The 21,388-nt window shown below is 69.9% G+C and carries 5 protein-coding genes and 2 pseudogenes; 6 read left to right on the top strand and 1 reads right to left on the bottom strand.

The features are described 5' to 3' along the window. Positions 1–1,578: an ABC transporter substrate-binding protein gene (locus tag ACZ6YV_RS41370; RefSeq protein ID WP_465514860.1), complete on the bottom strand. Its 1,578-nt coding sequence runs from the start codon at positions 1,576–1,578 to the stop codon at positions 1–3. Positions 1,579–1,784: 206 nt separating this feature from the next. On the opposite strand from ACZ6YV_RS41370, the gene ACZ6YV_RS41375 reads away from it, so the two are divergent. The 6 genes and pseudogenes from ACZ6YV_RS41375 to ACZ6YV_RS41400 all read left to right on the top strand — a co-directional run bounded on the left by ACZ6YV_RS41375 (position 1,785) and on the right by ACZ6YV_RS41400 (position 21,183). After that, positions 1,785–4,352, top strand: a complete 2,568-nt coding sequence (locus ACZ6YV_RS41375) for a helix-turn-helix transcriptional regulator (protein ID WP_465514861.1) — start codon at positions 1,785–1,787, stop codon at positions 4,350–4,352. 19 nt (positions 4,353–4,371) lie between these two features. Then, a pseudogene (locus ACZ6YV_RS41380) lies at positions 4,372–8,946 on the top strand (type I polyketide synthase); the annotation flags it as partial. Between the two features lie 24 nt (positions 8,947–8,970). Beyond that, positions 8,971–18,558, top strand: a pseudogene (locus tag ACZ6YV_RS41385) (SDR family NAD(P)-dependent oxidoreductase); the annotation flags it as partial. A gap of 10 nt (positions 18,559–18,568) precedes the next feature. Beyond that, positions 18,569–19,369 (top strand): arylamine N-acetyltransferase family protein, encoded by an 801-nt coding sequence (locus tag ACZ6YV_RS41390; RefSeq protein WP_465514862.1) that lies wholly within the window; start codon positions 18,569–18,571, stop codon positions 19,367–19,369. 136 nt (positions 19,370–19,505) lie between these two features. Continuing rightward, positions 19,506–20,024 (top strand): MarR family winged helix-turn-helix transcriptional regulator, encoded by a 519-nt coding sequence (locus ACZ6YV_RS41395; protein ID WP_465514863.1) that lies wholly within the window; start codon positions 19,506–19,508, stop codon positions 20,022–20,024. 10 nt (positions 20,025–20,034) lie between these two features. Next, on the top strand, positions 20,035–21,183 hold the full coding sequence (locus ACZ6YV_RS41400) for a cytochrome P450 (protein ID WP_465514864.1): 1,149 nt from the start codon (positions 20,035–20,037) through the stop codon (positions 21,181–21,183). The last annotated feature ends 205 nt before the right edge of the window (positions 21,184–21,388 follow it).

The following is a 21,388-nucleotide window of genomic DNA, read 5'->3' on the forward strand; positions in this document are numbered from 1 at the left end:
CTACCTGGTCAGCCGGATGCTCGTCGGGACGATGGTGGTGTCGGCGGCCACGTCGAACCGCGCCTTGCGGGCGAACCAGATCGCGGTGGTCTCCGCGACGGCGAACACGTCGGCCCGCTTCACCAGCGCCGCCTCGGCCTCCCGCCACACCGGGCAGCTCGCCTCGTCCGGCAGGGAAGCCGCCTGTCCGATCAGGCGCGGGTACTCGGGATTGTCGATCGCGCCGGCGTTCCGCCCCTGCGGGGGAATCGGGCCGGAGAAGAACGGTGCCGCGTCCGCGGGCAGCGAACCGGTGACCCCCGCGCCGAGCGCGAGTTCCCAGTCGCCGCTCTGCTGGGTCACGGTGATGAACGCCATCACGGTCACCTCGTCGACGACCGCCTCTGCGCCGAGTTTCTTCCATTCGCTCGCGAGGAATTCCGCGGTCGAGCGGAGCTGCGCGCTGGTGGCGAAGGTGACCACCTTCAGCCGCAAACGCTTGCCGTCACGCACGCGGACGCCGTCCGCGCCCGGTGTCCAGCCCGCCTGGTCCAGCAGCCGCGTCGCCTCGGCGAAGTCGTGAGCGGGCCGGTTCGCGGAGACCGTGTCGCCGGAACAGAACGCCGCCGGTGACATCAAAGTCCGCGCGGGCCCGCCCTTGCCCCCGGTGGCCACCGCGGCGGCCTGGCCAGGGTCGACGGCGGCCAGCAACGCCTTGCGCACCAGCGGATCCCCGGTCACCCGGCCCGGGCGCTGGTTGAACGAGCCCATGCCGGTCACTGCGGGCACGTCCACCTTCGTGACCTCCGGCCCCGGCGCGCGTACCGAGTCCGGATCCGGGGTGTAGAACGCGTCGACGTCCCCGGCGATCAGCTGGTTGGCCGCGGTCGCCGGGGTGGGGACCACGCTCAGGATGATCGAGGCGGGCACGCCGGGCTCGTCGGTACGGGCGCCGTCCGGCCCCCAGCGGTAGCCCTTGCGCACGTCGAGCCGGTACGGCCCGCCCGACGTGTACTGGGCCAGCACGTAAGGCCCGGTGCCCGCGGACACCTTCTCGAAACTCGCGGGTTCGGCGATCCCCTTCGGACAGACGATCGGCCTGGTGCCCAGCGACCGGACGATGAAGCTGTACGGGGCGGCCATCCGGATCGTCACGGTCTTCGCCGCGTCGTCGGCGGTCGCGGTGAACGGGGGCACCGTGGCCAGCGCCGCCGCGGCCGCCGGGGCGAGCGCCGGATCACGCTGATGGTTCAGCGCGTTCGCGACGTCGGCGGGACGCAGCGGGGTGCCGTCGGAGCAGGTGACGTCGTCGCGCAGGGTGAACTCCGCCGAGGTCGTCGTCGCGCTCCACTTCGCCGCCAGCCCGGAGACCACTTTCTTCCCCGGGGTCACGTTCACCAGCGAGTCGTACAGCAGCGACGAATAGACGGCGGCGACCTGATCGCGATAGGGGTGGAAGTTCGGTATTTCCAGGCCGAGCACCTGGCGGAAGGTGCCGCCCTCGGCGAGCCGCGCGTCACCCGGTTCGCCGCCACCGCATCCGGCCACGACGAGAAGTGTCAGGAAATACGCCGCTATTCTCAGTTGCGCACGTTTCACCGCGAACCTTCCTCCGTCGGGGATCACCGATCCGGCGGGCCATTGCCGAGATTGCTCGATTCACCTGGGGCGGGTCAAGGGAATCGGCCCGGTTGGCACCCGATGACCTTTCAGTGGGCGGTAAGGGGAGCAGTGCCCCATGGGCATCGGGAAGATCGGCTCGTAGAGTCGGATTCCGTGGGTCACAGCGATGGAAGGGAGTTCCGGTGTCGCTGGCAGAGCGAACCGAGCAGCTGGACACTCTCCACCGCCTGTTCGACCGATGCCGCGCCGGAAAGGGCCGGATCGCACTGGTGAAAGGCCCGGTGGGCCACGGGAAAACGGCCTTGCTGCACACCTTCACCCGTAAAGCGGATCAAGACGGCGCCTTGTGCCTTCAGGCCGGGTGTTCGGAGTTCGAAAACGATTTCCCGTTCGGGGTCATGAACCAGCTTTTCCAGGACGTCGACCACCGGAAAGCACCTCTGCCGAATGTCTTTCAGGAACTGTTGAGCACTCTTCTCGCCCTCGCGAAAAAGAGACCGGTGGTGCTCGGAATCGACGACGTCCAGTTCGCGGACGTCTTTTCCTTGCGCTGCCTGCTCTACCTGGCGAGGCGAACGCGGTCCGCGCGAATACTCCTGGTCCTCACCGAGGCGGAGCGATCGCGCCCCGCGCATCCGGCGCTGTTCGCCGAGCTCGCCGAATTCGCCGACACGCTCTGCCTTCCTCCGCTCTCCACGGCGGAATCCCCCGAGCTCACCGGCGGGAACCCGGCGATCGTCAAGGCCGTCCGCGCCGACCACGGCGTCCCGGGCGGGCACTACCGCGAAACCGTGGTGGCCTGCCTGCATCGCGGCGGAAACGACGTGGTGACCGTCGCTCGCGCGCTCGCCGTCCTCGGCCCGGAAGCCACCGAAACCCGGCTGTCCGCGATGACCGGCGGCGGCACGGTCCGCCGGACGCTCGACCTGATGACACGGGCCGGCCTGCTCAGGCGCGACTCCTTCCGGCATCCGGCGGCGAGACTCGCCGTACTCGAAGACCTGGCCCCGGACGAACGCGCGCGAGCGCACCGGCGAGCCGCCGCGCTGCTGCGCGAACAGGGTGAGTCCGCGCTCCCGGTCGCGAAGCACCTCGTGCGCGCGGGAGGCCCGATCCCGCCCTGGGCACCGGACGTCCTCGCCGAAGCGGCCGAGCTGGCGTTGTGCGAAGACGACGTGACGGCGGCCGTCGACTTCCTGACCCTGGCTCAGCAGGCGGAGCCCGGCAGGGTCGCCATCGTGGCGAAACTGGCCAGGGCCGAGTGGCAGCTCAATCCTTCCGCCGTGCTCCGCCACTTCGAACCACTGCTCGCCGGGATCCGCGCCGGGCTGCTTTCCCACTCCGACGCACTCTGCCTCGTGCGGCAGCTGCTCTGGCACGGCCGGACTGCGCAGGCCGCCGAAGTGCTCGACCGGGTACGCGGATCCGACGAGCTCGACGAGGCCGAACTGTGGATGACGGCCGGTTACCCGAAGCTCGGGAGGGTCCGCCGCGATCACGCCGTCGCGGCGGTCATCCGGCGGCCGCTCGGCACCGGTCCCCCGCCGCGCCCGACCACCGCGCTGACCGAGGTCCTCACCCGCGGCAACCAGGGAGACGCGGTCGCCAAAGCGGACCGGTTCCTGCGCGAGACCCGGCTCAGCCACGCGACTCCGTGGTCCGAGGAACCCGCGCTGTCGGCGCTGCTGACCTTCGTCTACGCCGACGAGATCGACACCGCCGAAGCCGAATGCGAACGCCTGCAAGCGGAAGCCGCCGATCGCGGCGGCCCCACCTGGCAGGCGGGGTTCAGCGCCGTCCGCGCCGAGATCGCGCTCCGGCGGGGCGACTTCCCCACCGCGGCCGCGCAGGCGAGTGCCGCATTGACCCACCTGTCCGCGAAGGCGTGGGGAGTCGCGGTCGGCTACCCCCTCGGCAGCCTGATCCTCGCGAGCACGAAGAGCGGCGAGTTCGGCAAGGCCGCGGCGTACCTCGCGCGTCCGGTGCCCGACATGCTGCCGCAGACCCGCCACGGGGTGCACTACCTGTACGCCCGCGCGCACCACCATCTCGACGGCGAGCGCCATCACGCCGCGCTGGCCGACTTCCTCGCGTGCGGGAAACTCCTGCGCGAATGGGGTATCGACACGCCCGGCTTCGTGCCATGGCGGTCCGGCGCGGCGGAGGCCTGGCTCGCCCTCGGCAACCCCGACGAGGCCAAGCGGCTGCTGTTCGAGCAGATGTCCAGGCCCGGGGTGGACGGGACCAGGGCGCGGGCGCTGGCGCTGCGGGTGCTGGCGATGACCGGCAAGGAGAGCAAACGGCCGCAGTTGCTGAGCGAAGCGGTCGACATCCTCGAAAGCTGCGGAGACCGCTACGAACTCGCCCGGGTACTCACCGATCTCAGCCGGGTCCGGCATCACCTCGGCGAGCACAAACGGGCGCGGATGACACTGCGGCGCGCCTGGCATCTGGCGAGGTCGTGCGCGGCGGCCCCGCTGTGCCAGGAGCTCATGCCGGAGCCGGGCACCGTCGAACCCGGCGCCGGACGGCAGGCCGACGCGACCAAGATCGGTTCGCTCAGCGACTCCGAACGCCGTGTCGCGGGGCTGGCCGTGGCCGGCTACACCAACCGCGAAATCGCCAGGAAGCTGTTCATCACCGACAGCACGGTGGAACAGCACCTCACCCGCGTCTACCGGAAGCTCGACGTGAAGTACCGCCGGGAGCTCCCGACCGACCTGCACACCGACATGGCCACATCGGCATAAAGGAGGTGTCCGGGCCGTGCCCGACGACGAGAAGCTGATCGACTACCTCAAGTGGGTGACGGCGGACCTGCACCAGGCCCGCCAACGGCTCGCCGAGATCGAGTCCGCGGCGCGGGAACCGATCGCGATCGTGGCGCTCGCCTGCCGCTTCCCCGGCGGGGTGCGCTCGCCGGAAGACCTGTGGGACCAGGTGGCGGGCGGGGTCGACGCGATCTCGGGTTTCCCGGCGGATCGCGGCTGGGATCTCGCCGGACTGTACGACCCGAACCCGGACAGTGTCGGCAAGTGCTACACGCGGGAAGGCGGCTTCCTGCACGACGCCGCCGACTTCGACGCGGCGTTCTTCGGGATGAGCCCGCGTGAGGCGACCGCCACGGATCCGCAGCAGCGGCTCCTGCTGGAGACCACGTGGGAGGTGTTCGAGCGCGCGGGCATCGATCCGGATTCACTGCGGGGCAGCGACACCGGCGTGTTCACCGGGGTCGTGTACCAGAACTACGGGAACCGCAACCGGGTCGCCGACGAGTTCGAAGGCTATCTCGCGGTCGGGAGTTCGGGCAGTGTCGCGTCGGGCCGGATCGCCTACACCTTCGGGCTCGAAGGGCCGGCGGTCTCGCTCGACACGGCGTGTTCGTCGTCGCTGGTCGCGATGCATCTCGCGGTGCGGTCCCTGCGGCAGGGCGAATGCTCGCTGGCGCTGGCCGGCGGCGTGACCGTGATGCCGCTGCCCGGTGTATTCGCGGAGTTCTCGCGGCAGCGCGGGCTGGCCCCGGACGGCCGGTGCAAGTCGTTCGACGCCGCCGCCGACGGCACGGCGTGGTCCGAGGGCGCCGGGGTGGTGCTGCTCGAAAAGCTTTCCGTCGCCCGGGAACTCGGACATCCGGTGCTGGCCGTGATCCGCGGTTCGGCGGTCAACTCCGACGGCGCCTCCAACGGCCTGACAGCGCCGAACGGCCCGTCCCAGCAGCGGGTCGTTTCGGCCGCGCTCGCCGACGCCGGTCTGTCCACTTCGGACATCGACGCGGTCGAGGCGCACGGGACGGGGACCAGGCTCGGTGACCCGATCGAAGCTCAAGCCCTACTCGCGACCTACGGACGGCATCGGCCCGCCGGTTCGCCGCTCTGGCTCGGCTCGTACAAGTCCAACATCGGCCACACCCAGGGCGCCGCCGGGATCGCCGGAGTGATCAAGATGGTGCAGTCGATGCGCCACGGCGTCCTCCCCCGGACCCTGCACCTGGAAACCCCGACACCCCACGTCGACTGGTCGTCGGGCTCGGTGGAGCTGCTGACCGAGTCCATCCCCTGGCCGGATCACGACCGCCCCCGTCGCTGCGCGGTCTCCGCTTTCGGCATGAGCGGCACCAACGCCCATCTCGTCCTCGAATCCGTCGAGGAAGACGGCTTTCCCGGCGGGGACGACACTCCGGGCCCGTGGCCGGTGGTGATCTCAGGAGCTTGCGCTGAAGGGGTTCGGGCGCAGGCCGGGCAAGTCGCCCGGTTCACCGAAGCGAATCCGGAGACGGGGATCGGGGATATCGCGCGCTTCTTGGCGGGTTCCCGCGCACTGCTGGGAGTCCGAGCCGTGGTGGTGGCCGGCTCGGCCACGGAACTGCGGGAGCGGCTGGAGTCGTGCGAGCCCGGCGTGGCCGACGTGACCGGCCGGACGGTGTTCGTGTTCCCCGGGCAAGGCGCGCAATGGGCGGGAATGGGACTGGCGCTGCTGGAGTCCTCGCCGGTTTTCCGGGACTCGATGCTCGCCTGCGCCGAGGTGCTCGACGGACTCGTCGACTGGTCGCTGCGGGACATGCTCGCGGACGAGACGATGCCGGACCGGGTCGAAGTGCTGCAGCCGGTGTCGTTCGCGGTCATGGTGTCCCTGGCCGCGGTGTGGCGGTCACTCGGGGTCGAGCCGGACGCGGTGGTCGGGCACAGCCAGGGCGAGATCGCCGCCGCCCACGTCGCCGGGATCCTCACTCTCGACGACGCGCTGCGGATCGTGGTGTGCCGCTCCGCGATCATCGCCCGCGATCTGGCCGGACGAGGCGGGATGCTGTCGGTGTCCGCGCCCGAAGCGCAGGTACGCGGCCTGCTCACCGGCACCGTGTCCCTAGCGGCGGTGAACGGGCCGGAATCCGTGGTGGTGTCCGGAAATCCCCAGGAACTCGCCGCGCTCGCCGGCACCTGCGAAGGCCTCGGGATCCGCACCCGCACCATCCCGGTCGACTACGCTTCCCACAGCCCGTCCGTCGACACCATCCGCGACGACCTGCTGCAGGCGCTCGCCGACCTCTGCCCCGTCGCCGGAACCGTGCCGCTTTATTCCACAGTGGACGGTCGCTGGGCCGACGGCACCGCGCTGGACAACGACTACTGGTTCCGCAACCTGCGGCGGCCGGTCGCCTTCCACTCGGCGATCCACACCCTCGCCACCGGCGGGCACCACGCGTTCGTGGAGGTCAGCCCGCATCCCGTCCTGACCACCGCTGTCGAAGACACCATCGAGGACATGGGCCCCACCGTCGTCACCGGCACCCTCCGCCGCCACGACGGCGGCTGGGACAGACTCCTCACCTCGGCGGGCAGTCTCCACACCAGGGGTATCCCCGTCGACTGGCGGCTCGGCCGCGGGCCGCATCTCGACCTGCCCACCTACCCCTTCCAGCGCGAACGCTACTGGCTGGAGGAACTCGACCCGCCGAAACGCCTGGGCAAGCAGTCCGCCATCGATTCCTGGCGTTATCGGATCGTCTGGAAGCCTGTCGCGGAGAATCCGCCGACGTCCGCCGGAACCTGGCTGCTGATCACCTCCGACAGGCGGGACGACCCGGCCGTCGCCGCCGTGCTCGACGGGATGACCGTCGCCGGCCTCCGGGTCGAACGGCTCGCCGTGTCCGAACTGGACCGGCTGCGGGACGTCGGCGCGGTCGACGGCGTGCTCTCGCTGCTCGCGGTGGACGAGGCCGCCGATCTGCTCACCTTGGTGCAGGCGCTCGGCGAGGTGAAAGTACCACTGTGGACGGTCACCAGGGGCGCCGTCCAAGTGGACGAAAACGACGGGGCTGTCGATCCCCGGCAAGCGGCGATCTGGGGGCTCGGCCGGGTCGTCGGGCTCGAACACCCCAGCCGGTGGGGCGGCCTTGTCGACCTCCCCGAGGTCGTCGACGCCGAGGCGGTGAGGCGGCTTCTGGCCGCTCTGAACGGAACCGAAGACCAGCTGGCGGTGCGGACCACCGGCGTCTGCGCCCGGCGGCTGGTCCGTGCCGAGCCGGACGGCGGCGAGGCCGCGTGGACGCCGCGCGGCACCGTGCTGGTGACCGGCGGCACCGGTGGCGTCGCCGCACACGTCGTGCGCTGGCTCGCGACCAGCGGGGCCGACCATCTGGTGCTGACCAGCAGGCGCGGGCTGCCTGCCGAAGACACCGCGCGACTGGCGGACGAACTCGGGGTCAAGGTCACCGTGGTCGCCTGCGACATGGCGGATCGTTCGGCCGTCGCCGCCCTGCTGACCGCGTATCCGCCCGATTCGGTGGTGCACGCGGCCGGTGTCGCCACTCCCGCCACCCTCGCGGAAACCGATGCCGCCGAGTTCGGCGAAGTCATGGCGGGCAAGGCGCTCGGCGCCGCGTATCTGGACGAACTGCTCGCCGACCGGCCGCTGGACGCCTTTGTCCTGTTCTCTTCGAACGCGGGCGTCTGGGGCAGCGGCACCCAAGGCGCCTACGCCGCGGCCAACGCGTTCCTCGACGCGCTCGCCCAGCGACGCCGTAGCCGGGGCCTCGCCGCGATTTCGATCGCCTGGGGCGCGTGGGACGGCGGCGGCATGTCCACTTTCTCCCCGAAGATCCAGGCAGGACTCGCCCAGTCCGGCCTCGTCCACATGCCGCCGGAGTTCGCCGTTTCCGCGCTGGCACAAGCCGTCGGCCGGGGCGAGACCTGCGCGATCGTCACCGACATGCGCTGGGACACCTTCATGCCGCGCTTCACCGCGCTGCGCCCGAGCCCGTTGCTCGACGACCTGCCGGAGGCGCGCCGCGCGCTGACCGATTCCGGCGAACCGGCGCACTCCGAACAGGCGACCCCGGAGTTCGTCCTCCGGCTGCGGTCCGCCCCGGCCGCCGACCGGCCCCGGCTGCTGCTGGACCTGGTCCGCGCCCAGGTCTCCGCGGTGCTCGGGCACACCACGGCCGGAGCCGTGGCGGCGGACCAGGCGTTCACCGCGATCGGCTTCGATTCGCTGACCGCCGTCGATCTGCGCAACCGCCTGGTCACCGCCGTCGGCGCGCGTCTGTCGCGCACGGTGGTCTTCGACCATCCCAGTCCGCGCGCGCTGGCCGAACACCTGCTCGGCGAGCTGGACACCGAACCCGCGGTGCTGACGGATCTGGACACGGTGGCGGCGGCGCTTCCGGCCGCGGCCGAGGACGGGACCCTGCGTTCCCGTGTCTCCCTCCGGCTGCGCGAGGTCCTCGAACAGTGGCACGCGCTGACCGAAGCCGAGCCGGCCGGTGACGGCGAAGTCGACCTGGACCTGGCGAGCGACGAGGAGATCTTCCGGCTCGTCGACAGCCGCCTCGGCCCCGTGGAGCACTGACCTACCCGAGGAGCTGACCCTGCCATGGCGAACGACGAAAAGCTTCGTGAGTACCTGAAGCGCGTGCTCGCCGACAACGAGCGCTACCGCAAGCGGCTGCGCGCCCTCGAGGAGAGCGACCGTGAGCCGATCGCGATCGTGGCGCTCGCGTGCCGGTTCCCCGGCGACATCCGGTCGCCGGAGGACCTCTGGGAGCTGGTGGCGCACGGCGGCGACGCGATCTCGGGTTTTCCCGTGGACCGGGGCTGGGATCTGGACAATCTGTTCGACCCCGATCCGGAGAGAGTCGGGAAGTCCTACGTCAGCGAGGGCGGCTTCCTCCACGACATGACGATGTTTGACGCCGGGTTCTTCGGGATCAGTCCCCGTGAGGCGCTGGCGATGGACCCCCAGCAACGGCTGCTGCTGGAGACGTCGTGGGAGGTGTTCGAGCGGGCCGGGATCGACCCGCTGTCCTTGCGGGGCAGCGATACCGGCGTGTTCACCGGCTTGGTCTACTACGATTTCGCGACCCGGCTCCACCCGGTCCCGGACGAGTTCGAGGGGTACCTCGGCACGGGTATCGCGGCCAGCGTCGCGTCCGGGCGGGTGGCGTACACCCTCGGTTTGGAGGGCCCGGCCGTCACTCTCGACACGGGTTGCTCGTCTTCGCTGGTGACAATCCACCTCGCCGCGCAGTCACTGCGGCGTGGCGAGTGTTCCTTGGCGGTGGCCGGCGGGGTGACCGTGATGTCGCTTCCGGGCGCCTTCCCGGAGTTCTCCCGCCAGCGCGGGCTGGCCCGCGACGGCCGATGCAAGTCCTTCGCGGCCGCCGCCGACGGTACGGCCTGGTCCGAAGGGGTCGGTGTCGTGCTGCTGGAGCGGCTGTCGGTCGCGCGGGAGCAGGGGCATCCGGTGCTGGCGGTGGTGCGCGGGTCGGCGGTGAACTCCGACGGCGCGTCCAACGGGCTGACCGCGCCCAACGGTCCTTCCCAGCAGCGGGTGATCAGGCAGGCGCTCTCCAACGCTGGACTGTCCACTTCGGACGTGGACGTCGTGGAGGCGCACGGCACCGGCACCACCTTGGGCGACCCCATCGAAGCGCAGGCGGTGCTGGCGACCTACGGCCAGGGCCGCGACCGTCCACTGTGGCTCGGCTCGCTGAAGTCCAACCTCGGGCACACTCAGGGAGCGGCGGGTGTCGCGGGCGTCATCAAGACGGTGATGGCGATGCGCCACGGTGTCCTGCCGAAGACCTTGCACGTCGACGCCCCGACCCCTGCCGTCGACTGGTCCGCAGGCGCCGTGCAGCTGCTCACCGAGTCCCGTGACTGGCCGGAACCCCGACGTGCGGGCGTTTCCGCGTTCGGCGTTTCCGGGACCAACGCCCACGTGATCCTCGAATCCGCCGTCGACCACGACACGGAAGCCGAGGTGAGCGTCCCGCACCGGCATTGGCCGGTGGTGGTGTCGGGGGCGTGCGCGGAGGCCGTACGGGCGCAGGCCCGGCGGCTGGCGGAGTTCCTGCGGGCGCGGCCCGGCGTCGAAGTGGCCGACGTCGCACGGGCGCTGGTGACCACGCGGGCGCTGCTGGATCACCGCGCGGTCGTCGCCGGTGATCGGGAAACGGTGCTGGAGCGGCTGGATTCGTGCGAGGCCGGAGTGGCCGACGTGACCGGCCGGACGGTGTTCGTGTTCCCCGGGCAAGGTGCCCAGTGGACGGGGATGGGGCTGGCGTTGTGGGAGTCGTCGCCCGTCTTCCGGGACTCGATGCTCGCCTGTGCCGAGGCGCTCGACGGACTGGTCGAGTGGTCCTTGCGAGACGTGCTCGCCGATGAAGCGCTGCTCTCGCGGGTGGACGTGGTGCAGCCGGCGTCGTTCGCGGTCATGGTCTCGCTCGCCGCCCTGTGGCGATCGCTGGGGGTCGAGCCGGACGCGGTGGTCGGGCACAGCCAAGGCGAGATCGCCGCCGCCCACGTCGCCGGTGCGCTCTCCCTCGGCGACGCGCTCCGCGTCGTCGTGCTGAGGTCCGCGATCATCGCCCGCGAACTCGCCGGGCAGGGCGGGATGCTGTCGGTGTCCGCGTCGGAATCCCGGGTCCGCGCGCTGCTCCCGGTGTCGACCTGTCTCGCGGCGGTGAACGGGCCGGAGTCCGTGGTGGTGTCCGGAGATCCCCGGCGACTCGCCGCGCTCGCCGACGCTTGCGAAGGTCTCGGGATCCGCACCCGCACCATCCCTGTGGACTACGCCTCCCACAGCCCCTACGTCGACATCATCCGCGACGACCTGCTGCAGGCATTGGCCGGACTGAACCCGGTCCAGGCCAACGTTCCCCTGTATTCCACAGTGGACGGTCGCTGGGCCGACGGCACCACACTCGACGCCGATTATTGGTTCCGCAACCTTCGACGGCCAGTCGGCTTCCACGCGGCGATACGAGAACTGGCGGCCGACGGCTATCACGCTTTCGTCGAAGTCAGCTCCCATCCGGTGCTGACCACCAGCGTCGACGACACCGTCACTGGCCGAACGCCCACCGTCGTCGTCGGCACCCTGCGGCGCGACGACGGCGACCGGGACAGGTTCCTGACCTCGGCGGGCGAACTCCACGTCCGCGGCGTCCCGGTCGACTGGGGCCTCGGCCGCGGACCGCATCTGGATCTCCCCACCTATCCCTTCCAGCGCAAGCGCTACTGGCTGGACGTCGCACGGCCGGCGGCGGAGGTGACGTCCGCGGGGCTGAGCGCGACCGGGCATCCGCTGGTGACCGCCTCGGTGGGGCTGGCCGACGACGGCGACGTCCTGCTGACCGGATTCGTCTCGGTGTCGGATCATCCTTGGCTCGCCGACCACACCGTCTCGGGTGTCGTCCTGTTCCCCGGTACCGGCTGGGTCGAACTGGCCGTCCGCGCCGGGGACGAGATCGGACGGCCGGTGGTGGAGGAACTGCTGGTCGAGACGCCGCTCGTGGTGCCGGAGGGCGGAGTCCGGCTGCAGGTGCGGGTCGGCGCGGAGGGTTCGTTCGGTGCCTATTCCCGCTCGGCGGACGATGATTCCTGGACTCGGCATGTCTCCGGCGTTCTGTCCGCCAAAGAACCCGAAGCCGACGGAGAGGTCTTCGCGCAGTGGCCGCCCGCTGGCGCGGAACCGGTGGCGCTGGACGGCTTCTACGAACGTCAGGCCGAAGCCGGCTACGAACACGGGCCGCTCTTCCGCGGCCTGCGGACGGCCTGGAAGCTCGGCGACGAGATCTTCGCCGAAGTCGCGCTTCCTGCGGACGCGCAGGCCGAGGCGTCCGGCTTCGGCATCCATCCCGCGCTGCTCGACGCCGCCCTGCACACGTCGGCGGTCGGTACCCCGCTCGGTGACGACGACCAGGTGCTGCTCCCGTTCTCCTGGAACAGATTCACGCTGCACGCGTCGGGCGCCACGACGTTGCGTGTCCGAGCGGCCCGCGCCGGGTCCGGCGCCGTGTCCCTGACCATGGCGGACGGCGCCGGGAAGCTTGTCGCCTCGCTGGCCTCACTGGTGTTCCGGCCGCTCAGCTTCGACAAGCTGACCGCCGTTTCCGGTTCGTTGTTCGGGGTGGAGTGGTTGCCTGCCCAGATCGAGGCCGCCGATGTGGATGTCGTGGTGTGCGAGGCCGGTACCGGTGACGTACGGGAAGTGGTGTCGAGGGTTCTTGCGCGGGTGCAGGAGTTCGTGCGGGAGGAGAATTCGTCGCGCCTGGTGGTGCTGACCCACGGTGTGTCCACACCGATAGGGGCAGCGGTGTGGGGCTTGGTGCGCTCCGCACAGGCCGAAGAACCCGGCCGGATCGTGCTGGCCGACCTCGACGACGACCCGAGATCCCGCGCCCTAGTACCCCAGGTCGCCGCCAGTGACGAACCACAGGTCGCGATCCACGCCGGTCAAGTCCGGGTGCCCCGGCTCGCCCGGGTTAAGCCTGCCGGTGAGCCGCTGGTACTGGACCCGGACGGAACAATCCTGATCACCGGCGGCACCGGCACCCTCGGCCAGATCATCGCCCGCCACCTCGTCGACACGTACGGGGTCCGGCATCTGCTGCTCCTCAGCCGCACCGGCGGCACCACCGACCTCCCCGAAGCGCGCGTGGTGGCCTGCGACGTCGCCGACCGCAACGCACTCGCCGCCGTCCTCGACGACATCCCGGCTGAACACCCCCTGACCGGCGTCATCCACATGGCAGGGGTCCTCGACGACGGAGTCCTCGCCACCCTCAACCCACAACGCCTCGACACCGTCTTCACCCCCAAAATCGACGGCGCCCTCAACCTCCACCACCTCACCCGACACCACAACCTCAGCCTGTTCGTCCTGTTCTCCTCCGGAGCCGGTGTCTTCGGAACTCCGGGTCAAGCGAACTACGCGGCGGCCAACGGCTTCCTGGACGGACTCGCGCACGAACGTCACGCCGAAGGGCTCCCCGCGACCTCCCTCGCCTGGGGTCTCTGGGAACCGGCGACCGGACTGACCCGACGACTGTCCGAAGCCGACCGTGGCCGGATGACGGACGCGGGTGTCCGTCCATTGTCCACAGCGGACGGTCTGGCCTTGTTCGACAACGCCCTGAGTTCCGGCCATCCGATGCTCGTCCCCGCGCACCTCAACCTGTCACCTCAGGAAACCGTCCACCCGCTGATGCGTGGTCTGGTGCGGACAAAGCGACCCGCCGCGAGCGGCGCCCGTGAAGACGGCTCCCTGGCACGACGTCTCGCCGAACTGCCCGCGCCGGAAGGGCAGCAACTGTTGCTGGACCTCGTCCTCGACGAAGCGTCGGCCGTCCTCGGCTACTCCCCCGGCGAGACCATCGACGTCGGCCGGGCGTTCAAAGAGGTCGGGTTCGATTCCCTGACGGCGGTCGAGTTGCGCAACCGCCTGGCCGCCGCCGCAGGTATCCGCCTACCTGCCACGCTGGTGTTCGACCATCCGAGCCCGGCCGCGCTGGCCGCGTACCTCGGTGAGCAACTGCTCGGCGAACGACGCCCGCCCGGACCTCCGGTGACCACACGGGTTTCCGAGGAGCCGGTGGCGATCGTGGCGATGGGCTGTCGTTTCCCGGGCGGGGTGCGTGGCCCTGAGGATTTGTGGGAGCTGGTTCATCGTGGTGGTGACGCGGTCGGCGACTTCCCCTCGGATCGCGGCTGGGACTTGAACGGTCTGTTCGATTCTGATCCTGACGCGGTGGGCCGATGTTCGGTGCGTCAGGGCGCGTTTCTGGAGGAGGTGGCGGGGTTCGACGCCGCGTTCTTCGGGATCAGCCCGCGTGAGGCGGTCGCGATGGATCCCCAGCAGCGACTACTGCTGGAAACCTCATGGGAAGTGTTCGAGCGGGCCGGGATCGACCCGGAGTCGTTGCGGGGCAGCGACACCGGCGTCTTCACCGGCGTGATGTACACCGACTATCTCAGCAGGGCCTCTGGCGCTTCGTCCGATGTGGAGGGTTTTCTGAGCACCGGAAACTCCGGCAGCGTGATCTCCGGCCGGGTGGCCTATACGTTCGGGTTGGAAGGTCCGGCGTTGACGGTGGACACCGCGTGTTCCTCTTCGCTGGTGGCGATGCATCTGGCGGCGCAGTCGCTGCGGCGCGGTGAATGCTCGCTGGCGTTGGCCGGTGGGGTGACCGTGATGGCGACACCCGGTTTGCTGGTGGACTTCAGCCGACAACGCGGCCTCGCCCCCGACGGCCGGTGCAAAGCCTTCGCGGGTGCTGCTGACGGGACCGGGTTCAGTGAAGGCGTGGGCCTGGTCTTACTGGAACGCCTGTCCGACGCCCAACGCCATGGGCATCCGATTCTGGCGGTGGTGCGTGGTTCCGCGGTGAACTCCGACGGTGCTTCCAATGGCCTGACTGCACCGAACGGGCCTGCTCAGCAGCGCGTCATCCATGCCGCACTGGCCAACGCCGGGTTGTCTCCCGCCGACGTTGATGTGGTGGAGGCACACGGGACCGGAACCCGCCTCGGTGACCCGATCGAAGCCCAAGCCGTGCTGGCCACCTACGGCCAGGACCGCGACCGCCCGGTCTGGCTGGGATCGGTGAAGTCCAACATCGGCCACACCCAGGGCGCCGCCGGAATCGCCGGAGTCATCAAGACAGTCCTCGCCATGCGACACGGCGTCCACCCCAAAACCCTGCATATCGACACTCCGACACCCGAGGTCGACTGGGACAGCGGCAACACCGCCCTACTCACTCAACACCACGACTGGCCCGAACCCCGACGCGCGGCCGTGTCCTCCTTCGGGATCTCCGGCACCAACGCCCACCTCATCCTCGAACACCACCCCCAAGAATCCACAAAGGACTCAAGTGTCGGATTATGGCCAGTGGTCGTGAGTGCTCGCACCGAGTCCGCTTTCCGCGAGCAGGCAGACCGATTGGCGAGGCATCTGCGGGAACACCCCGAGATCGGGATCGCCTCGGTCGCGCGAACACTGCTGAGCCGGGCGCAGTTCGACCATCGTGGTGTCGCCGTCGCCGAGAGCCGGGACGAACTCCTCACCGCACTCGGCAACCTCAGGCCGATCACCGCGGACGGCGGTAAGACCGCGTTCGTGTTCTCCGGACAGGGCAGTCAGCGCATCGGCATGGGCCGCGAACTCCACGGCACCTATCCCCTCTTCCGCGAAACGTTCGACGCCATCTGCCGGCACTTCGAGTTCCCCTTGCGGGACATCGTTTTCGGCGACACCGAACTCGCCCTGCTCGATGACACCCTCTACACCCAGACGGCGTTGTTCGCCGTCGAAACCGCGCTCTTCCGGCTCCTGGAGTCATTCGGGCTGCGGCCCGATTTCGTCGCCGGGCACTCCGTCGGCGAGATCACCGCCGCACACGTCGCCGGTGCACTGTCCTTGGAGGACGCTTGCGCTCTCGTCGCCGCACGCGGCAGGCTCATGCACGACCTGCCGCAAGGCGGAGCCATGATCGCCATCGCCACCTCCGAGCAGGAGGCACTCGCCGCACTGGCCCGCCACGAAACAGCGGGGCTGGCCGCGGTCAACGGCCCGGCATCGGTCGTGATCTCCGGCGAGGAACACGCGGTCCACGCCATCGCGGAACAGTTCGTCGAACGCGGCTGCCGGACCCGGCGACTGCGGGTCAGCCACGCCTTCCACTCCCCGCTGATGGCACCCATGCTCGACGAGTTCGCGACCGTGCTGAAGGGAATCTCCTTCAAACAGCCGGAGATCCCGCTTGTGTCCACGGTAAGCGGCGAGCTGCTGACCGAGCACACCGCCGGGCACTGGGTCGAGCAGATACCGCGACCCGTCCGATTCCACGGCGCCCTGGAAACGCTGCGCGCCCTCGGGACGGCGACGCTGATCGAAGTCGGGCCCGACGGTGTCCTGGCCGCGGCTGTCGACGAAACGCTGTGCATACCGGTCCTGCGCCGCGACCGAGGCGAGGTGCGTGCCCTGCTGGAAGCGCTCACGGCGGTGTGGGCCCGTGGAATCGACGTCGACTGGGCGCCGGCCTTCACCGGTGAGTACCAGCACGTCGACTTGCCGACGTACGCGTTCCAGCACGAGCGTTTCTGGCTGGAAACCACGGCGGCGAAGGGGAAGGTGGAGTCGGCAGGTCTGACGGGTCTGGACCATCCTTTCCTCGATGCGCTGGTTTCGCTGCCCGGCGGCGGGGTGGTGTGCACCGGCCGCGTGTCCCAGTGGGACGCCGGGCGGCTGACGGGTGCGGCGGTGCTCGACATGGTGATCCACGCCGGGGATCAGGTCGGCTGCCCGGTAGTGGCCGAACTGACACTCGACACCGCACCTGTCGTCGGTGACGGCATCACCGTCCAGATCACCCTCGGCGGCCCCGAGGAAGACGGACACCGCGAGGTCCGGGTGCATTCCCGCCCCGACAACCACGCTCCCTGGCAAGAACACGCCCAGGCGACGCTGACCCCGCCGCGCCCGGAATCCGCGATCGTCCTCTCCGGCGACCACGTCGACGTCAGCCTCGACGACGATCCCGGCGCTTTCGGCATCCACCCCCAGCTGGTCGACGCCGCCCTCGAACATCGGCAACCCGTGGTCTGGCGCGACGTCACCCTGCACGCCGACGGCGCCCGCGACCTCCGCGTCCGGCGCGGTCCCGCCGGAGGGTTCCTCGCCACCGACAGCACCGACAGGCCGGTGCTGACCGTCGGCTCGCTCCGCTTCGGCGAACTGCCCACGAGCCGCGCGGTGGAAGGCTCCCTATTCGACGTGGCCTGGGTCCCCACCCGCCTCGACCAGTCCACTTCGGACTTTGTCTTCCACGAAGCGGGTGAAGGCGACGCTCGTACGGTCGTGGCCCGTGTGCTGGCCGCTCTGCAGGAGTTCGGCCGAGACGGCGGAACCGGCCGCCTGGTGGTCGTGACCCGCGGCCTGATCGGTCCGGGACGCGGCGATCCGGTCGGCAACGCAGTGTGGGGCCTCGTCCGCTCCGCGCAGTCCGAAGAACCCGGCCGGTTCTTCCTGGCGGACGTCGACGACCGGACCTCTCCTCCTCTGATCGGCGACGAGCCGCAGGTGGCCGTCCGCGCCGGGGTGGCTTACGTGCCGAGGCTGCGGCGGGTGACCGGCGCGACGCCAAGCCCGCGATGGGCGCCCGACGGTACCGTCGTGATCACCGGTGGCACCGGGGCGCTCGGCACGGCGGTCGCCCGCCATCTGGCGACCGCGCACGGGATACGGCATCTCCTGCTGCTCGGCAGAAGCGGTGGCGCCGTCGACCTGCCCGGTGCCCGCGTGATCGCCTGCGACGTCGCCGACCGCGCCGCGCTCGCCGCCGTCCTCGACGGCATCCCGGCGGAGCATCCGCTGACCGGCGTCGTCCACACCGCCGGTGTCCTCGACGACGGCGTCATCGGCACGCTGGACCGGGAGCGCCTCGACACCGTGTTCGCGGCCAAAGTGGACGGTGCGGTCAACCTGCACGAACTGACCCGTGATCGTGACCTCGCGATGTTCGTGCTGTTCTCTTCGGCCGCGGGGATCGTCGGCAGCCCGGGACAGGGAAACTACGCCGCCGCCAACGGTTTCCTCGACGGCCTCGCGTGGCGGCGCCAGGCCGAAGGGCTTCCCGCGACCTCCCTTGCCTGGGGCCCGTGGGACCGGGGCATGGCGACGGGTCTCGAGCAGCGCGGCCCACTGCGGCCGCTGCGACCGGCCGACGGCATGGCGTTGTTCGACCTCGCCCTGGGCACAGGGCGGCCGGTCCTCGCGCCGATGCGCTCGCACCTGACCGCCGCCGAGGACACGCCACCGTTGCTGCACGAACTGATGCCACCGAAGCGACGGCGCGCGAACACCTCCACCGGCGAAAACTTCTCCGCGCGGCTGCGACGACTCACCGGCGACCAAGGCGCCGAACTGCTTCTGGACATGGTCCTCGATGCCACCGCGACCGTGCTCGGGCACCGCTCTCCCGAGAAGATCGACCCGGACATTCCCTTCTGGGACAGCGGGTTCACTTCGCTCACGGCCGTCGAATTCCGTAACCGCATCACCGGCGCGACCGGCCTGCGGCTCAACGCGGCCGTCGTCTACGAGCAGCCGACCCCGCGCCTGCTCACGAACCACCTGCTCACGACGCTGAGCCCCGAATTCGCCACCGTGTAAAGGAAACGGCATGTTCGACGTCGACGTCTACCTCCGGCGGCTCGGCCACAGCGGGCCTCGCGAGCCGACCCTCTCGACACTGCGAACGCTGCACCGCGCCCACCTGCTCGCCATCCCCTACGACAACAACAGATTTCCCGAGGACGGCGGCGAACTGCCGGACAACCTCGCCGATCTCGACCACGACCACACCTTCGGCAAGATCGTGGTCCGCGGGGCAGGCGGCATCTGTTTCGAGCTCAACCTGCTGTTCAAACGGCTGCTGGACGACCTGGGTTTCGACACCGTGCAGGTTTCGGCGGGCGTTCCGCAGGCCGGCGGGAGGTTCAGCCCGGACCTGTCACACAAGTTCACCCTCGTGACGCTGGACGGCGTCCGGTGGCTGGCGGACGTGGGTTTCGCCGGTCCTTCCTACCTGCTGCCCCTGGAGCTTTCCCCGATGGTGCAGACCCAGTACGGATGTCAGTTCCGGGTGGACGAGCAAGACGGCCTGCACACCGTTCTCCGGCGGAGCAGGTCCCTCGACTGGCATCCGGTCTACCGCTTCAAACCCCAGGCCCGCGCGACTTCCGATTGGGACGGCTTCACCGAACACTTCGAGCGCTACCTGGACGAAGCGGTGATCGCGAACACCTCCATGCTCTGCCGGGCGGACGAACACGGCCACCGGGCACTGGTCGGCAGGCGATACCTGACTGTCGATGACGGGAAGGAGACTGTCGTCGCGCTGACCGATCCGGCCGAGTACGAACGCGTCGTGGCCGCGATCCTGGACACGTCGTCCCTGCTCTCGGGCCGCGGTCGGGAGTGATTCGGGGTCGGTGGCCTTCCTGCTAGGAGCGCTAGATCCCTGCGCGTACACCTGCCCCCTCGGTAGGCGCTACAGCGAAACGGGAGCAGCGGCCTTTCCTGGCCAATTGCATCGTTTTAGATGTATCGTTTCCGATATGAAGGCCGGTGAGCTGTACCTGCTCGGCAAGCATCTGATGGAGCTCGCCTCCCACGGCATGCGCGACGACGCGGATCCGGAGGTCCCGGAGATCTACCTCGTGCTCATCTCGGTGGTCGTCGAAGCGCCGGATCTGTCGATCAGCGAGCTGACCGCGCGCACCGGCTTCGCGCAGAGCCATGTCTCCGCCGCCGTCGCCAAGCTGCGGGAACGCGGAGCCCTGCGCACGCGCCCGGATCCGGCGGATCGCCGTCGCACCCTGGTCACCCCGGTCGAGGGGCTGATCGAGGCGGTCGCGCAACGCCAGCAGCGGGACGCCGAACAGGTCATCGCCGCAGCGCTCACGGAACTCGATCCGGGCGAGGACTCCGTCGCCGAGCGCGCCGCGCGGCTGACTGAGGCTGCGGACGAGCTGTACCGCCTGCTCACCGCCCGCGCGCTCAAGGTGGGCGGGGATTCCGCGCTGATGCCGCTGCACTCACTGGCCGAAGAGGTGACCGGAAAACCGAAGAAATAGGGGGATTCACATGGACTACCCGTTCGCGGCGACCGAGCCGATGCGCTGCCCGGCCGAACTCGTCCGGCGGCAGGACGAGGAACCGGTCAGCCGCGTGCACCTGGCGACAGGCGAGGACGCCTGGCTCGTCACCCGCTACGACGACATCCGCGCCCTGCTGGCCGACGCCCGATTCCGCGTGTGGCTTCCCGGTGTCCCCGCGTCCGGCGCCGGGGATCTGCTCTTCACCATGAACGGACCTGGACACGCACGGCTTCGTCGTATCGCCGGCAAGGCGCTCACCCCGCGGCGAGTGGAATTCCTGCGCCCCAGAGTGGAAACGCTCGCGGAAGACCTGGTCGCGAAGCTGCTCGCACAGGGTCCGCCCGCCGAGGTACTGGACGGGTACGCGATCCCGTTCGCCCTTGCGGTACTCAACGAACTGCTCGGCGTCCCGCCGTCGGCTCGCGACGCTCTGCGCGCCTGGACGGACGGCATGCTCGCGGTGTTCACCGCGCCGAGCTACGAGGAGATGACCGAAGCCGCCCGAAAACTGGGTGACTACCTCGCGGAACTGGTCGAGACGAAGCGCCACGAGCCCGGTGAGGACCTACTGACCGGGCTGCTCCAGGCACGTGACGACGACGGCGACGCGCTGAGTCCGGAGGAGGTCACTCAGCTCGCCTTCGCGATCCTCCTCGGCGGGTACGTCCCGGCCGCGAACGCCTTGGCCCAGATCGTGCTGCGACTGGCGGCGGAACCGGAACTCCCCCGCGATCCCGCCGCGGTGCCCGCGCTGATCGAGGAACTCCTGCGCCAGGACCAAGGTTCGGCCGCCGACCAGGGACGGGTGGCGATCGAGGATGTCGTCATCGACGGGGTACCGATCCGCGCGGGCGAATTCGTCCTCGCTCCCCTGCGGGCGGCCAACCACGACGCCCGGCGGTTCCCCGATCCGGCGCGAGTCGATCCCGCTCGCGCACCGGGACAGCTGACCTTCGGACACGGACCGCACCACTGCCTCGGCGCCGCACTGGCCCGGCTGCAACTCCGGACCGGTGTCACGGCGCTGCTGGCCGCCGCGCCTCGGCTACGGCTCGCGGTGCCTTTCGAGGAAATCGCCTGGCGGCGGATGTTCTTGACGCTGCAAGGTCCTGTCGCGGTGCCGATCGACTGGTGAAGCGGTCGGGCGGCCGCAACTTCAACTGTCCACAAGGGACATTTTTTGCGACTGGCCCGATTCGTGTCTGTATGCGCGTTTGATGGAGGAGGTCGTGAGTGGCGATTCGTGTTCTATTGAGGGGTAAGGCAAACCTGGCGTGTTTGTGGACGGTGTCGGTGACTCTGCGCGACACCGGGCCTGTGGCGTCGACTGTGTGGATTTT

Source organism: Amycolatopsis sp. NPDC102522 (assembly GCF_055584485.1).

Bases quoted from the DNA above. Each gene is read 5' to 3' on its own strand.
- ACZ6YV_RS41400 (WP_465514864.1), top strand. From the start codon at position 20,035: ATGGACTACCCGTTCGCGGCGACCGAGCCGATGCGCTGCCCGGCCGAA.
- ACZ6YV_RS41395 (WP_465514863.1), top strand. From the start codon at position 19,506: ATGAAGGCCGGTGAGCTGTACCTGCTCGGCAAGCATCTGATGGAGCTC.
- ACZ6YV_RS41390 (WP_465514862.1), top strand. From the start codon at position 18,569: ATGTTCGACGTCGACGTCTACCTCCGGCGGCTCGGCCACAGCGGGCCT.